Annotated in this window: 17 protein-coding genes; 9 read left to right on the top strand and 8 right to left on the bottom strand. The window is 62.0% G+C overall.

Annotated features, from left to right (window positions below; genetic code table 11):
* Nucleotides 1–195: 195 nt before the first annotated feature.
* Nucleotides 196–375, bottom strand: coding sequence for a hypothetical protein (locus tag D6Z24_RS03345; protein ID WP_129125114.1), 180 nt, complete (start codon nucleotides 373–375; stop codon nucleotides 196–198).
* A gap of 156 nt (nucleotides 376–531) precedes the next feature.
* Here D6Z24_RS03345 and D6Z24_RS21590 point away from each other — a divergent pair, with 156 nt between their 5' ends.
* The 3 genes from D6Z24_RS21590 (at nucleotide 532) to D6Z24_RS03335 (ending at nucleotide 3,185) form a co-directional block, all read left to right on the top strand.
* A complete protein-coding gene (locus tag D6Z24_RS21590) occupies nucleotides 532–705 on the top strand; it encodes a hypothetical protein (protein ID WP_198419499.1) in 174 nt (57 codons plus the stop codon).
* Between the two features lie 117 nt (nucleotides 706–822).
* Complete coding sequence (gene tdh, locus D6Z24_RS03340; RefSeq protein WP_129125113.1) at nucleotides 823–1,866, top strand: L-threonine 3-dehydrogenase; 1,044 nt, start codon at nucleotides 823–825, stop codon at nucleotides 1,864–1,866.
* A 119-nt stretch (nucleotides 1,867–1,985) separates the two neighbouring features.
* Nucleotides 1,986–3,185, top strand: coding sequence for a glycine C-acetyltransferase (locus D6Z24_RS03335; RefSeq protein WP_129125112.1), 1,200 nt, complete (start codon nucleotides 1,986–1,988; stop codon nucleotides 3,183–3,185).
* A gap of 185 nt (nucleotides 3,186–3,370) precedes the next feature.
* Here the strand turns inward: D6Z24_RS03335 and D6Z24_RS03330 are convergent, their stop codons facing one another.
* The 7 genes from D6Z24_RS03330 to D6Z24_RS03300 are packed head-to-tail and all read right to left on the bottom strand — an operon-like array spanning nucleotide 3,371 to nucleotide 8,777.
* Nucleotides 3,371–3,562, bottom strand: coding sequence for a hypothetical protein (locus D6Z24_RS03330; RefSeq protein WP_129125111.1), 192 nt, complete (start codon nucleotides 3,560–3,562; stop codon nucleotides 3,371–3,373).
* A 36-nt stretch (nucleotides 3,563–3,598) separates the two neighbouring features.
* Nucleotides 3,599–4,405 (bottom strand): UbiA family prenyltransferase, encoded by an 807-nt coding sequence (locus D6Z24_RS03325; protein ID WP_129125420.1) that lies wholly within the window; start codon nucleotides 4,403–4,405, stop codon nucleotides 3,599–3,601.
* 29 nt (nucleotides 4,406–4,434) lie between these two features.
* Complete coding sequence (coxB, locus tag D6Z24_RS03320; protein ID WP_129125110.1) at nucleotides 4,435–5,340, bottom strand: cytochrome c oxidase subunit II; 906 nt, start codon at nucleotides 5,338–5,340, stop codon at nucleotides 4,435–4,437.
* 10 nt (nucleotides 5,341–5,350) lie between these two features.
* On the bottom strand, nucleotides 5,351–5,638 hold the full coding sequence (locus tag D6Z24_RS03315; protein WP_129125109.1) for a cytochrome C oxidase subunit IV family protein: 288 nt from the start codon (nucleotides 5,636–5,638) through the stop codon (nucleotides 5,351–5,353).
* Nucleotides 5,639–5,681: 43 nt separating this feature from the next.
* Entirely contained in the window at nucleotides 5,682–6,281 is a 600-nt protein-coding gene (locus D6Z24_RS03310; RefSeq protein ID WP_129125108.1) for a cytochrome c oxidase subunit 3 family protein, read from the bottom strand.
* A complete protein-coding gene (ctaD, locus tag D6Z24_RS03305; protein WP_129125107.1) occupies nucleotides 6,278–7,897 on the bottom strand; it encodes a cytochrome c oxidase subunit I in 1,620 nt (539 codons plus the stop codon). The genes D6Z24_RS03310 and ctaD overlap by 4 nt, the downstream gene beginning before the upstream one ends.
* Before the next feature lie 31 nt (nucleotides 7,898–7,928).
* A complete protein-coding gene (locus D6Z24_RS03300; protein WP_246014551.1) occupies nucleotides 7,929–8,777 on the bottom strand; it encodes an SCO family protein in 849 nt (282 codons plus the stop codon).
* A gap of 267 nt (nucleotides 8,778–9,044) precedes the next feature.
* Here D6Z24_RS03300 and D6Z24_RS03295 point away from each other — a divergent pair, with 267 nt between their 5' ends.
* The 6 genes from D6Z24_RS03295 (at nucleotide 9,045) to D6Z24_RS03270 (ending at nucleotide 15,402) form a co-directional block, all read left to right on the top strand.
* Nucleotides 9,045–9,224 carry a hypothetical protein gene (locus tag D6Z24_RS03295; protein ID WP_129125106.1) on the top strand — a complete coding sequence of 60 codons (180 nt, stop codon included), beginning with the start codon at nucleotides 9,045–9,047 and terminating at the stop codon, nucleotides 9,222–9,224.
* Between the two features lie 157 nt (nucleotides 9,225–9,381).
* Nucleotides 9,382–10,938 (top strand): bacteriohemerythrin, encoded by a 1,557-nt coding sequence (locus tag D6Z24_RS03290; RefSeq protein WP_129125105.1) that lies wholly within the window; start codon nucleotides 9,382–9,384, stop codon nucleotides 10,936–10,938.
* A 257-nt stretch (nucleotides 10,939–11,195) separates the two neighbouring features.
* Nucleotides 11,196–12,149, top strand: a complete 954-nt coding sequence (gene hemH, locus D6Z24_RS03285) for a ferrochelatase (protein ID WP_129125104.1) — start codon at nucleotides 11,196–11,198, stop codon at nucleotides 12,147–12,149.
* Entirely contained in the window at nucleotides 12,146–12,325 is a 180-nt protein-coding gene (locus D6Z24_RS03280) for a hypothetical protein (RefSeq protein WP_129125103.1), read from the top strand. The genes hemH and D6Z24_RS03280 overlap by 4 nt, the downstream gene beginning before the upstream one ends.
* A gap of 132 nt (nucleotides 12,326–12,457) precedes the next feature.
* Complete coding sequence (locus D6Z24_RS03275; RefSeq protein WP_129125102.1) at nucleotides 12,458–13,276, top strand: AAA family ATPase; 819 nt, start codon at nucleotides 12,458–12,460, stop codon at nucleotides 13,274–13,276.
* Nucleotides 13,277–13,449: 173 nt separating this feature from the next.
* On the top strand, nucleotides 13,450–15,402 hold the full coding sequence (locus D6Z24_RS03270) for a TraB/GumN family protein (RefSeq protein WP_129125101.1): 1,953 nt from the start codon (nucleotides 13,450–13,452) through the stop codon (nucleotides 15,400–15,402).
* The last annotated feature ends 60 nt before the right edge of the window (nucleotides 15,403–15,462 follow it).

The raw sequence follows: 15,462 nt of genomic DNA, 5'->3' as shown, positions 1-15,462 counted from the left end.
GTGTTCGTTCCCAAGGGGACTGGCTCCGCAGGTGCCTGTCCCCCTTCCCGGGGATAGTACGCTCATTTATCGGCAGCTTACGGCGCCGGCTTGAAGCATTAATGGTGTGGAGGCACTCACGAAAAACAGGGGAGAGCGGTGAGGGAAGACCGCGGCCGCCGTGCAACCGACGACGCCGCGGCCGGGACGACGGGATTACAGCGGCCGCGGGTTGCAGAGGTAATCTTCCCCGTCAGCCTTGGCGCTGCACCTGTTGCAGACGAACTTCGGTTTCGCCGAGTGTTTGTCCATCTCCTCGATCCTTCCCTCGTGTTTCAACTGGCACATGTGCGCCTTGTGCTCTTTCGGTTTGGGGCAGCTTTCGTTTTCGCTCATGGCGTTCTCCTTTTTGCTTGGTGGCCCTCCTATCATAGCAGATCAGCTCCACAACCAGAACAGGCACATCTTTTCTCATTTGCTCCATATTTCATCCTCAATTTTCTCCTAACCTGACTTTACTGGTGAATGGTCCCAGTAAAGAGGAGAACTGAGATGAAAAAGCTTACTAGGATACTGTTGGCACTGGTCGTCCTCCCGGCGCTCCTGGCCGGTTGCATCCTCGTCCCGGTGGACGACGGCTATTATCACGGGCGGCACCATGGCGGAGGGTACTACGACTACGACGGCCGTTATGACCGCGGTGGGTATTACGGACGCAGGTATTGATTGAACGGAGCCCCGCTCCCCCTCGTTCTTCTTTTGCAGCGCGCGCTATTTACATGGCCTTCGATGTTGGTAACATTAATGAGCCGAAAACGGCCACCACATTAAAGGAGTCCCACCATGCAAAAGACGATGCGCGCGCTCGTGAAGAAATACCCGAAGCCGGGGTTGTGGATGGACGAGGTCCCGGTCCCGGAGGTGGGAATCAACGACGTGCTGATCAAGGTGCACAAGACGGCGATCTGCGGCACCGACCTGCACATCTGGGACTGGAACGCGTGGGCGCAAAAGACCATCCCGGTGCCGATGGTGATCGGGCACGAGTTCGTCGGGAGGGTCGCGGCGATCGGCAGCAACGTCGCCGACCTGAAGATCGGTGACATGGTCTCCGGCGAGGGGCACCTGGTCTGCGGCAGGTGCCGCAACTGCCTCGCCGGTCGACGCCACCTTTGCAAGGACACCAAGGGGATCGGGGTGAACCGCACCGGCGCCTTCGCCGAATACATCTGCATCCCGGTGACCAACGTCTGGCACGCCGACCAGAGCATCCCGATGGAGGTCTTGAGCATCTTCGACCCCTTCGGCAACGCGACCCACACCACACTTGCCTTCCCGGTCCTGGGAGAGGACGTCCTCATCACCGGCGCCGGTCCCATCGGCATCATGGCCACCGCCATCGCCCGCCACGCCGGGGCGCGCCACATCGTCACCACGGACATGAATCCCTACCGGCTCGACCTGGCGAAGAAGATGGGGGCGACCGTCGCGCTGAACGTGAAAGAGAGGACCCTCGCCGACGTGCGCCGCGAACTCGGGATGAAGGAGGGGTTCGACGTAGGGCTCGAGATGTCCGGCAACGGGTCCGCCTTCAAGGAGATGCTCGACAACATGTGCCACGGCGGGAAGATCGCCATGCTCGGCATCCCGTCCGGCGACCTCGCCATCGACTGGAACCAGGTGATCTTCAACATGCTCACCATCAAGGGGATCTACGGCCGCGAGATGTACGAGACCTGGTACCTGATGGAGTCGATGATCAAGACCGGGCTGGACATCACGCCGGTGATCACGCACCGGATGCCCTACACGGAATTCGAGACCGCCTTCGAGGCGATGGGGAGCGGCAACGCAGGCAAGGTCATCCTCAATTGGGTGGAGGAGTAGGGAGCTCCCTCCCCCGGAGGGGGAGGGTCGGGGAGGGGGAGCCTCAGGCGCTTCCCCCCTCCAACCTCCCCCCTCCGGGGGGAGGCTTCACACCTTTATAGGTTTTACTGGAGCTATACATGAGCGACAAATTCGCCTGGATCAACGAAGAGATGGGCGCCCTGGAAGCGCAGGGGCTAAAGACCAACATACGCACCATCGGCTCGGCCTGCGGCCCGTGGATGGTGGTGGACGGCAAGAAGGTGCTGAATTTCTGCACCAACAACTACCTTGGACTCGCCAACCACCCGCGCCTCAAGAAGGCGGCGCAGGACGCAGTGGGAGAGTGGGGGGTCGGCCCGGCGGCGGTACGGAGCATCGCCGGAACGCTCGAACTGCACCGCAGGCTCGAGTCGCGTCTGGCAGCTTTCAAGGGGGTGGAGGACGCGCTCTACGTGCAGTCCGGCTTCTGCGCCAACCAGGCCGCCATCCCTCCCATGGTCGGCAAGGGTGACGTCATCTTCACGGACCGGCTGAACCACGCGAGCATCATCGACGGCTGCCGCCTCTCCTCGGCGAAGATCCTGGTCTACGAGCACTGCGATCTCGAGGACTGCGAGCGGGTGATCCGGGAAAACATCGGGCAGTACCGGCGCGCGCTCCTCATCACCGACGGCGTCTTCTCCATGGACGGCGACATGGCACCCCTGGACCGGCTCTTCGAGCTTTGCGAGCGCCACGGCATCATCACCATGGTGGACGATGCGCACGGCGAGGGGGTGCTCGGGCGCGGCGGGCGCGGCATCGTGGATCACTTCGGGCTGAACGGCAAGTTCGACCTGGAGATCGGCACACTCTCCAAGGCGTTCGGTGTCATGGGGGGGGTGATCGCGGGGAAGAAGGTCGTCATCGACTGGATCAGGCAGAAGGCCCGCCCCTTCCTCTTCTCGAGTGCGATGACCGCGGCGGACACCGCCGCCTGCCTTGCCGCCGTCGATCTTCTGGAGGAGAGCAGCGCGCTCGTTGAAAAGCTCTGGGACAACACGCGCTACTTCAAGGAGGGGATGCAAAACGCGGGCTTCGACATCGGGGCGAGCGTCACCCCCATCACGCCGGTCATGCTCGGCGAGGCGACCGTGGCCCAGGAGTTCTCACGCAGGCTTTTCGCCGCCGAGCCCGGCATCTTCGCTATGCCGATCGGTTTTCCGACCGTTCCGCAAGGGAAGGCGCGCATCCGCGTGATGATCAGCGCGGCGCATACCCAGGGGGACCTGGAAACCGGCCTCGCGACTTTCACCCAAATCGGCCGGGAGCTCGGGGTCATCGGACGCAAGGGATAAACAAAGACAGGCGAAAACCGTTTAACAGGGATGAAGGGGATAAAAGGGATAAAAACTTAAGACCAAAAGGGAAAAGGCTCAAAAAACTTGATGTTTTAACGGCGCCAAGGCGTTGAGTGGCAAAGGATGGTTGAATCTTTGCGTCTCTGCGACTTGGCGCCTTTGCGTTCAGGGGGTGTGGTCGGTCAGCGCGCGGGCTTGATGCTTCTCGGGTTGCAGACCACGAGCGGGTCGTTCGCCTGCACCTTGCACTTGTTGCAGTAGACGATCGGGTGCTCCCCGTGCCGCTGATACTCGTCCATCCGTCCATCCTTCTTCAGCTTGCACATGTGTGCTTTGTGACGCGCAGGCTGTTCGCACTTTTCCTTGTCTGCCATGAAAACTCCTTCTCGGAAAGCCCCCGCCAAGGGAAGCTAGGGCGTGCTGTAAAGCGCCAGGGTGACCAGCGCCGGGAAAACGTTGATGCCGACGTAAGCTGCCGCCTCGAGACGCCGAAACGGCGTGAGCAGCAGCGGGACACAGAAGGCGAGGCACCAAAGGGATGCGTTGCTGCCGGCGATGAGGCCGAAGGCGGGAAGCATCAGGGTCGCCGCGACGACGGCGGCAAGCCAGAGCACGAGAAACGGCCCGGGACCGCGGAAACTCTGCGGCGCGAACAGCGGAAACCCGGCCAGCCGGTAATCGTCGGCGTGCCTTTTCTGCAGCATCCAGAAGTGGGGGACCTGCCAGAGGTACAGGATGCCGCACAAAAGGACGATCCTGAAATCGCCGAGCGCCCCCCCGGCTGCGCTCCAGCCGATGAGCGGCGGAAGGGCCCCGCAGAAGGCCCCGGCTAAGAGTGCGAAGGGGGTGCGCCGCTTGAGCGGCGTGTAGACGGCCAAGTACCAGGCAAGGGTCGCCAGGGCGAGGAGAAGGGGTGCTGCGCCAAGGGCGGCAAGGACGGCGGCACCCGACAGAAGGGTCAGTACGGCGATCATCGCCCCCCAGTGCGGTGCGAGCTCTCCCGCCGGAAGCGGGCGCGCCATGGTGCGGCGCATGAGGGCGTCCACGTCGCGCTCCATGACCTGATTGAAGGCCGAGGCCGCGCACGCCATGAGGGTCACGCCGGCAAAGAGCATGAGCCCGGACACGCCGGGACGCGCCTCGCGGCAGAGCAGGTACCCCCCAAGCGCGGCCGTCCCGTTCATGAGCGCCAACGGCAGCCTGAACAACCGGCTCATCCCGGCTATCGTGTTTCGTGCGGAAAAGGTCACTTCTCTCCTTCCAGGAACTCGACCATCACCTTCAGATCGCCTTCCGGAATGTCGCTCTTCGGCATGATCGGGGGGAAGCCTTCAACTATGGCCGCCCCCGGGTTCAGGATCGACTCGCGCAGGTACGCCTCGTCCGCCTTCACCGTCTCCGCCTTACCGCCGCGCGTCACCTTCACCTGGCTCCCGTAGAGCCCCTTGAAGGTCGGCCCCACCTTCGTCGAGCCGTCCAGTGAGTGGCAGCCGAGACAGCCGTGGCTCTCCAGCAGGGCCTTACCCTTGGCCGCCCCGCCTTCTGCCGCCTTCTCGTTCAGCCACGCCTCGAACTTGTCCGCCGGTACCGCTTCCACGGTCGTTATCATGGCGGAATGGCCGGTGCCGCAGTACTGCGAACAGAAGAGGTCGTAGGAGCCGGGCGAATTCGCGACGAACCATACGTGGTTCTTCATCCCCGGCACCACGTCGCGCTTGATGCGGAAGGCCGGGACGTAGAAGCCGTGGATCACGTCCTCGGACTCCAGGTTCACCTGCACCGCCCTTCCCACCGGGACGACCAGCTTCGGGCTGTGCTTGCCGTTTTGATAGATGAAGTCCCAGGACCACATGCGCGCCTCGGCCTTCACCTGCATGGCGTTCTTCGGCACGGTCCTCAAGGAGAGGTAGCTGGTCCAGCCGTAGTAGAACATCCCCATCACGAGGATAGTCGGCAACAAGGTCCAGACAACCTCGAGAAGCGGGCTTCCCGATACCTGCGAGGTCGGCTCCGGGTTCTTCGAGCGGCGGTAACGTACCACGAAGAAGATCATGGTTGCGGTGATCCCGACGAGCAGCACCAGGCAGGCGCCGAAGAGGAACATGAACACGGGATCGACAGCTTGCGTCGTTGAGAGTAGTTGATTTTCCACGTTCGCCCCTTTATCGGTAGAGTACGTCGAAGAAGGTTCCCCCGATGAAACCGGCCAGGGTGAAAAGAGCCACGAACAGGATGATGCGGAACAGCCGCGGCTCGTATTTCATGTGCATGAAGAAGGCGATCACGAGGCCCGATTTTATGCTCGCGATGGCAAGCGCCGCCCAGACCTTCCAGACGCCCAGCTCCACGCGCGTGACCATGATGGTCGCCGCCGTCAGCACCAACAGGGTGACCCAGACGGTAACCAGTTTCCCGTAACTCAGGATGTGTTCCGCGCTTTCGTTTGTCATGTTCATTTCTCCGGTATATCTCGACCCACGCCGCGACCCGCCGTTAAAGGATCAGGTAATAGAGCGGGAAGATGAAGATCCAGACCAGGTCGACCAGGTGCCAGTAGAGCGTCACGTTCTCGAGCGTCACGTTATCCCCTGCATGCAGCACCTCCCTCTGCACCATCACCGCGGTCCACGCCATAAGCACCGAACCGATGATCACGTGGATACCGTGCAGGCCGGTGGTTAAGTAGTACAGCCCGAAGAAGACCGATTCCCCCGGAGGCCCCGCAATCAGCTTCGGGGAGTTCGGGTAGATGCCGTGATGGAACTTGGCGCTCCACTCGAGGTACTTGATGAAGAGGAAGATGAGGGCGCAGCCGATGGTCCCCCCAAGCAGACCGAGCGTCACCTTTTTCGCGCCGCGCTTGATCGCGGTGACCGACATCGCCGCGAAAAGCGAGCTGGTCAGAAGAACCACCGTGTTGGTGGCGCCGTAGACCAGGTCGAGCTGTTTTCCACCCAGCCCGAACTCCCTGGGGTACCTGGTCAGGTAGACCGAATAAAGGATGAATACCCCGCCGAAGAGAAGTATCTCCGTGAACAGGAACAGCCACATGCCGAGTTTGGCTCCGAAAGTGTCCTTTTCCAGATGGCTCATGGGACCCCCGCCCCTTTGAAGTCGTACGGCCCGTGGGTCACCACGGGATCTTCCTCGAAATTCTCCGTCGGCGGCGGGGTCGGGATACTCCACTCGAGCGTTGCGCCCCCCCACGGGTTCCCGGTGAACGGCTCACCCTTCAAAAGCCCGCGCCACAGGTTCCAGAGCACGATGAGAATCCCGGCAACCATGATCCAGCTCCCCACCGTGGCAACGAGGTTCAGGCGGGCGAACTCGGGGAGGTAATCGTAGTAGCGCCTCGGCATCCCTTCCATCCCGAGCACCTGCATGGTGAAGTACAGGACGTTGAAGCCGATGAACATGAGCACCCAGCCGATGATGGCGGGCTTCTCCTCGTACCGCCTGCCGAAGTATTTGGGAAGCCAGTAATGCGCGGCGGCGAAGAAGGCGAAGCCGGTGCCGCCGAACATGACGTAATGGAAGTGCCCGACCACGAAGTGGGTGTCGTGGACATGGATATCGGTGGAAGCCGCGCCGAGGATCAGGCCGGAGAGCCCGCCGATGGAGAAGAGCAGGATGAAGGAGAGCGCGAAGAGCATGGGCGCCTCCAGCGATATCGACCCCTTGTACATGGTCGACACCCAGTTGAAGACCTTGATGGCCGACGGGATCGCCACCAGGAAGGTGAGGAAGGAGAAGACCATGACACCCAAGTCGCTCATCCCCGAGGTGTACATGTGGTGCCCCCAGACCGCGGAACCGGCCGCCGCGATGGCGAGACTCGAAAAGGCGATCATCTTGTACCCGAAGATCGGCTTCCGCGAGAAGACCGGGATGATGTCGGAGATCACCCCCATGCCGGGAAGGATCATGATGTAGACCGCCGGGTGCGAGTAGATCCAGAACATGTGCTGGAACATGATGGGATCGCCGCCGCGGCTGGGATCGAAAAGGCCGAGTCCCAGGATCCTCTCGGTCACCACCAATAGGAGCGTGATGGCGATGATGGGGGTGGCGAGGATCTGCACCCAGGCGGTCGCGTAGAGACTCCAGGTGAATAGCGGGATGCGCGTCCAGTTCATCCCCGGGGCCCTCATCCTGTGAATGGTGGTCACGAAGTTGATCCCGGTGAGGATCGAGGAGAAGCCTAGGATGAAGACGCCGAAAACGGCGAGGGAGACGTTCGTCGTGGTCCGGGCCGAAAAGGGGACGTAGAAGGTCCATCCCGTGTCGGGGGCGCCGCCGCCGGTGAAAAGCGAGACCAGGACGATCACCGCGCCGATGACGTAGAGCCACCACGAAAAGAGGTTCACCCTCGGGAAGGCCACGTCGCGCGCGCCCAACTGGATCGGCAGGACGAGGTTCCCGAACGACGCCGGTATCCCCGGGATGATGAAGAGGAAGATCATCACCACGCCGTGTACCGTGAAAAGTGCGTTGTAGGTCTGGGCGGTGACGATGGTCGGCCCCGGCGCGATCAACTCGAGCCTGATCAGTACCCCCAACAGGACGCCGACCATGAAGAAGCTCAGCACGCAGTAAAGGTACATAAGCCCTATGCGCTTGTGGTCAGTGGAGAAGATCCAGGACCCGATCCCGGTCTTGCCGGAATCGCTCCAGAACCCGCCTTCCGCAGTTGCCGTTTCTTGACTCATTTATTCCCCCGAAACCCTGCAGATTCGCAGTTTAGGTTTCCTTGCCTTTATTTTTGTCCGCCTTCTTGCCGCCGAGGATCAGGAAGATCAGGAAGCCGACCACGCAGACGATGATGACCGTCGCGCTCACCCTAAGCAGGTTGAACGCGTAACTCTTGCTCTCCGGATCGAAGCTGAAGCAGTAGCTCACCATCTTGCTGATGGTGGTCCCGATCCTCCCCTGTTTCGCCTCCATGAGCGCCAGGGTCAGGTCCTTGGGGAGGAACTGCGTGCCGTAGAGGTAGCGCACGATCATGCCGTCCTTAGCCACCACGAAGCTGACCACCGGATGGACGAAATCGTTTCCCTTGCGCTGGAAATGAAAGCCTGCCGCGTCGGTCAGCTTCCGGATGTTCGTGGGGTCCCCGGTCAGAAAGGTCCAATTCCCCTCCGGGAACTTCCCCTTCATCACCGTCTCGTACATGCGCTTGGAGCGCGCCGCCCGCTGCGGCGTCTCGCGCTCGTCGAAGCTGAGTGAAAGGACCCGGTAGTCCTTTCCAGGGGTGAGCTTGATGTCGGGGAGAACCCGCGCCAGCCCCTCCTGGAGGTAGTTGCATACGTTGGTGCAGGAATAATAGACGGGGAGGATGACGGTCGGACCGTTGATGAGCTCGGCGAGGCGCCGCTGCCGCCCGTTCTCGTCGGTGAACACCAGGTCGAGCGGGAGCTTTTTGCCCAGGTGCTCCTCAAGCCCCACGTTCCCCTCTTCTTGCTTCGACGCGCCCTGATGCGCAGCGTGCGGAGTTGTCTCTTCTTCAACATGGCACCTGGCAGAGGCGGGGAACAGCAACGCCACCATCGCTCCGACAAGTACCATGCGCCTTATGGCCGTAATGATCACCTATGACTCCGTCCGATCTCTCATGTGAAAAAAACAAGTGCTCATTATAAATGAGGATCTCTTGCTGTCCACCGCACTCGCAACAATTTCTCCGCAGACGGGCTTTTGACGCGTGTCCGACTATAGGTCTTCCCCCCGAAGAGCAGGCCGGAACAAAGATTAACCTTGACTTAATTTTCCATTACATTAGACTGTGCCAATATTTTTCCCGTCGAGGCAGTCCAGAGGAGCAACACCCGATATCCCCAAATCCAAAGGAGGCCGATTATGAAAGCTTTTCCCGCGAAACTTATCATGGCGGTGATCATCCTGTCCTGCGGCTTCGTGATGCAGGCCGAGCAGTCGGAAAAGGCGCGTCAGAAGCAGGACGGCGCCGCCCACAGGTTCGTCGCCGGTGCAATCGACCGCTCCCCGGGCACTGACGACACGCGCACCTCCTGGCGATAGGCGGAACAAGGGGCGCGCCACGCGATCCCCCACCACATCCTGCCGGGCACCCTCCGCATTCCCGTATATAAAACTCATGAATAGTTAAAGTTTCTGCCCGGTCAGACGATACACTCCTTGAAACTCCCAAAAGTCGTGTTTGCAAAGGAGATCGTCCATGTCTTTCAGCGCCCGCCTCATCACGATCAACTTGGTTGCCATTTGTGCGACGCTCGCCTCAACCATCTTCATCGGCAGTTGCGGCAACATCGCCGGGATGGTAGTTGCCGGCGTCATCATATTCCTACTCTCAGCGCTCCTGTGCTGGCAGGTTGCCCGCAGCGAAACCCGCGCCCTGCGTGATGTTGCGGAAGCGATCGAGGCTGCCGCGGCTGGCGACCTCTCCTGCCGGGTGGAACACATCGCCAGCGGCGAAATCGGTCGCATCGGCGCCTCCTTCAACAACATGATGGGGGACTGGAACAAGACCATGCACCAGTTCTTCACGGTGACCGACCTGGTGCGCGACTCCGTTGCGCTGGTGAGCGCCACCAACGACGCCATGGCGTCCGCGGCGGAAGACGTCGCCATGCAGGCCTCGACGATCGCCACGGCCAGCGAGGAGATGTCGGCCACCTCGGGAGACATCGCCCGCAACTGCCTCATGGCCGCCGAAAACGCCCACCGGGCCACCGACGAGACCAACGCCGGTGCCGCCATCGTCAGAAACAGCGCGCAGCTCATGGAGAACATCGCCCAGCGCGTCACCGCCACCTCGACCTCGGTTGCGGGCCTCGGCGAGCGCTCCGACCAGATCGGCGCCATCGCCGGCACCATCGAGGACATCGCCGACCAAACCAACCTCCTCGCCCTGAACGCCGCCATCGAGGCCGCGCGCGCCGGCGAGACCGGCCGCGGCTTCGCCGTAGTTGCCGACGAGGTCAGGGCGCTCGCGGAACGGACCACGAGGGCCACGAAAGAGATCGACGCCATGATCAAGTCGATCCAGAGCGAGACCCGCGAGGCCGTCGGCGCCATGAGCGAAGGGGTGGAACAGGTGAACCAGGGAACCGCGGAAACCTGCCGCTCCGGGGAGGCCCTCTCCGGAATCCTCGCCATGATCAACGACCTCACCATGCAGCTCTCCCAGATCGCGACCGCCGCCGAGGAGCAGACCGCCACCACCCACGAGATCACCAGCAACATCCAGATGATCACCAGCGTGGTGAACAGCAACGTGGAGAGCGCCCGGAACACGCGGGCGGCCACCGGTAAACTGGTGCAGCAGGTTGACGAATTGCACGAACTGGTGTCCCACTTCCAGCTCTCCGACGCCATGGTCTGGGACCCGAGCTACGCCACCACCATCAATACCTTCGACGATCAGCACAAGAAGCTCTTCGCCATGGTGAACGAACTTGCCCAGGCGATGCAGCACAAGCGGAGCAAGGACGCGATCGGATCCGTGCTGCAGCGTCTCATCGAGTACACCGGCAGCCATTTCGCCGCCGAGGAGGAGGCCTTCCGCAAGGCGGGCTACCCCGAGGAGACGGCACACGTTCAGCAACATAGGGACCTGGTGCGCCAGGTGCTCGAGCTTCAGGAGAAGTTCAAGTCGGGCGAGACCGTTCTTACCCACGACGTCATCGAGTTCCTGCAGAACTGGCTCGTGAACCACATCAAGGGGACCGACAAGCGCTACGGCCCACACCTCAGCAAAGCCGGCATCCGGTAAGCCGCCGCACCTTCGATCCCCTCCCCTGCCTGCGGGCCGTAGCCCTGCGATGGGCGAAGGCCCGGAGGGGGAGCGTAGCGACAGTAGTCCGCCTTCCCCCCTCCAACCTCCCCCCTCCGGGGGGAGGCTCTCAGACGCCTGCCACTAAAGAAACCCCTCCGCATCGCAGCTTCCCCTTCCAATGAATTAAACCAGTTCTCCTTCCTCACGTTTTCTGCTACATTTCTCGGGCTGCCAACTCCCCAGAAGAGGTCGTCATGTCAGAAAAAACCGCAGTCCTTTTGCTGCAAATGGGTGGCCCCGACTCGCTCGACGCCGTGCACCCTTTCCTCATGAACCTGTTCACGGACCGCGACATCATCAAGATCGGGCCGGCCTTCCTGCAGCCCTTCATCGCCCGGCGCATCGTAAACAAGCGCGCCCCGCACGTCGCGGAGTACTACCGCCAGATAGGCGGCAAGTCCCCGATACGGGAACTGACCGAGGCCCAGAGGGAGGGACTGCAGGCGCTTTTGGGTGACCAGTACCGCTGCTTCGTGGCGATGCGCTACTCCCGCCCCTCGACCATCGACGCCTTAGCCGCCATCAAGCGCGAGGGTATCCGGCGCATCGTGGTGCTGTCGCTCTACCCGCACTACTCCAAGGCGACCACCGGCTCCAGCGTTAACGAACTGCAGCGCGTCCTCAAGGAGGCGAAGGCAGACTTCGAGTTGACCTTCATCGACCGTTTCTACGACCACCCCCTCTACATCAAGGCACTCGCGGGCAAGGTCATGCGCGGGCTGCAGGCTTTCCCGGACCGAAAGGACGTGCAGATCGTCTTCTCCGCCCACTCGCTGCCGCAATCCTTCATCGACGAGGGGGACCCGTACCTCGACCACATCCAGGAAACAAGGCGCCTGGTGATGGAGCAGGTCGGCGAGGCGGAACATCTCTTGTGCTTCCAGTCGAAGGCGAGCCGGGTCAAGTGGCTCGAGCCCTCTACGGAGGCGACCATCGAGAAGCTCGCGAAGGAAGGGAGGCGCAACCTTTTGATGGTGCCCCTCTCCTTTGTCTCGGATCACATCGAGACGCTTTACGAAATCGACATACAGTACGGCGAGGAGGCGAAGGGGTACGGCATCGAGCGCTTCGAGCGGATCGAGTCGCTGAACTCCGACCCGATATTCCTGGACTGCCTGGCGGACCTGGTGAGAACGGCGAAGGCATGAAGACCTGCAGCATCTGTAAGATAAAATTCGACGAGAACGAGCCCGAGTCCCTGTACGGCGAGGCGGGCGAGTGGCTGGCCGAGGAGTTCTGGAAGGACGCGGGCGAACTCTGCCGCACCTGCCGGGAGAACCGCGCCCGGCTGGTGATGATGTACGGACACGAGATGAACACCTAAACCTGAAACAGGTTGCCACGGAGAAAATCTGAGGACATCTGAGAAAACCTAAAACGTAAAGCTTTGGTTTTGGTCCTCTCAGATTTTCTCCGAAGTTCTCCGTGGCAAATGGTTTAGTTATTTGGAGTTTTTATGGACCGGATCACGATTGACGGCATAAACCTGACCCTCGCCAACCCCATCGAGCTCCCGTTGCGCTGGGTGGGGGACGAGGAACTGCTCCGGCAGCTTCTGGCGGCCTGGATGGTGATAGACGAGCGCGACATCCCCTTCAACCCACGACTGATCGGCAAGCCGGGCGTGGGCAAGACGACGCTCGCCTACGCCGCCGCGAAGAGGCTCGGGCGCCAGGTCTACCTGTTCCAGGCCACCATGGACACCCGTCCCGAGGACCTGATCGTGACGCCGGTGATCGGTCCCGAGGGGGCGATACAGTACGCCGCATCCTCGCTCGTCTCCGCCATGATCTCCGGCGGCGTCCTCATTCTCGACGAGGGAAACCGGATGAGCGAGAAGGCATGGGCCTCACTCGCGCCGCTTCTGGACGACCGCCGCTACGTCGAGTCGATCATCACCGGGCTCAGGATCAAGGCCCATCCCGACTTCCGTATCGTCGTCACCATGAACGAGGATTCCTCCACCTTCGAGGTCCCCGAGTACATCCACTCCCGCCTGCAGCCCCAGCTCTTCATCGACTTCCCCGAGGCGGACGAGGAGCTGGCGATCCTGAAGGAGAACCTCCCCTTCGCCGGAAGCTCGATCCTCAACTACGTCGTGCAGTTCCTGCAGCGCGGCCACGCCGCCGACGAGCCGTACTCGGTGCGCGACGGCATCAACATAGCCCGCTACGCCCTGAAGATGATGTCGGCGACCAACAAGGACCCGCACGAGCTCCTGCCCCTCGCCGTCGAGCGCATACTCGGCGAAGAGGCGCTGCGGTACTTGAAATAGACTTCGGGACATTACCCTCTCCCCCCGGGAGAGGGTGGCCGCAGGCCGGGTGAGGGCGGCGCCACAAAGGTAAAGAGATTCCGTCAGCAACGTCTTAAGCATCTCCCTCACCCCTACCCCTCTCCCGGAGGGCGAGGGGGTGGACGACGGACATTACAACAAAACAAACTACTATGCCCGACCGACTCTACCTGGAACAATTCGGCAACGTCCACGCCCTCCCCGTCCTGCACTACAGGATGGAGTTCGCCCACCTGGTGCGCGAGGCGTTCGACCGCGTGAAGCCCGACTGCGTCGCCCTGGAGCTCCCGCAGACGCTGGAAGAGCAGTTCCTGCGCGGCATCCGGCGCCTCCCCGAGGTATCGGTCCTCGCCTACCATGTCGCCGCCCAGTCCGTATTCCTGCTCATCGAACCCGCCGACCCGCTTATCGAGGGGGCGCGGCTCGCCCTGGAGCGTAAGGTCCCGCTGCACCTCGTCGACATCGATGTCGATTCCTACCCGTCGCACCCGGAACACCTCCCGGATTCCTACTCGGTGCAGCGCATAGGCCTCGAGCCCTTCTACCGCGAGGTGGCGAAGCTCTACCGGGATATCCCCCCTTGCGAAGAGGACCGCCGCCGCGAGCGCGGCATGGCCTACCGCCTGAAGCAGCTCTCGGCGCAGCACGAACGCGTCCTCTTCATCTGCGGCATGTCGCACCTGGAGCGGATCCGGCACTCCTTCGACGCGCCGCTTGCCCAGCCGCTCACCCGAACCAGGCGCGAAGGGATCACCATCCTCAACCTGCACCCGGAATGCCTGCACGAGGTGCTCGCCGAGTACCCCTTTCTCTCAGCGGTCTACGAGACGCGCCGGACGCCGCTTGGTCCCGAGCCCGCCGCGAACGGGCCGTCGCTTCGCAAGAGCTTCAACGCCTTCGAGCTGATCCTGGGTGGTAAAGAGAGCATTCCCGAGGAAGAGGCCCTGGCGGAATCGGTGCAAAGGAGCGCCCACCGGATCGGAGCGGAAGGAGAGTTTCCCGACCGGCAAATGATCATGCTGCGCCTGTTCCTCGAGGCCGCCCGGCACTACCGCCAGGAGACCGGCGACAAGGTGCATTTCTGGCAGAAGCGCGCCTTCTTCCGCTTCGCCCGCAACTACGCGCTCATGACGCGCATGCTTCTTCCCGACCTGTTCCAGATGCTTGCCGCCGCCCGCGGCTGCCTGGACGACAACTTCGCCTATGCCTTTTTCCGGCTCGCCGCCCGTTATCCCTGGCAGCGCGAGACGAGTGATCTCCCGACGATCCGGCTTTCCGCCGACGAGCTCTGGTCCTCCACCAAGCGCATCCGTTTCCGGCCGCGCGAGCGGGTGCGGGCGAAGGGGTTCTCGCACCTGAAGATGATGAACCGGAAAAAGGAGAAGCGCCCGGGGGACTGGCTGGAGGGATTCGACGATCCGTACATCTGCTCCTATCCTCCCGAGGACCTGAGCATCGAGGAGTACGGGCGGAACCTGAAACGGATCGGAGCGCGGCAGCTGAGCGAAGAGGGGAGCAAAAGCGAGCCCTTCACGTCGTCCCTTCTGGACGGGGTCGACATGCGGGAGACGCTCCGGAACCTGCACGAGGGGAAGATTTACGTCAAGGAGAACAAGCGCCTGAAGAGCGGCGTGGGATGTGTTGTGGTGGTGTTCGACGAGGACAAGGAGGGGAGCAGGTACCCGTACTGCATGACCTGGCTTGGCGAGCACGCCCAGGAGTCCGACATGGCCTTCTACGCCACCCCGCCCACCGACAACATCGTCGGTCCCGGGATCTCACGCTGCGAGTACGGTGGGTTTCTCCTGAGCTACCCGCCGCGCCGCATGGTCGACGTATGGCACGACCCGGACTACCGGGGTGCCCTGGGTAAAGGCGAACTCCTCCTGATGGCCGGACTCGACTATTCGCTGGAGAAGGACGTGGTCTATGCGGCGGCGAAGCCCCCGAGGAGTTTCCTGAAGCAGCACGCCGCGCGGCTTAACAAGAGGATCATCTACCTGCCGCTCGGTAGCCTTTCCCCGGTCGCGCTTAAAAAGCTCCGCGCCTTTCATATCCTCTACGGCCGCGACAAACGCGACATCGCGAAGGATTACATCTGGTAAAAACAAGGCCTTAAACACAGAGGACACAGAGGTTCACAGGGGGGAAGACCTTGCCGCTGT

It is taken from the genome of Geomonas oryzae (assembly GCF_004117875.1).
Lineage (GTDB): Bacteria > Desulfobacterota > Desulfuromonadia > Geobacterales > Geobacteraceae > Geomonas > Geomonas oryzae.
The sequence above is the reverse complement of the archived record's forward strand: the minus strand, read 5'-3'. Positions and strand labels throughout refer to the sequence as shown.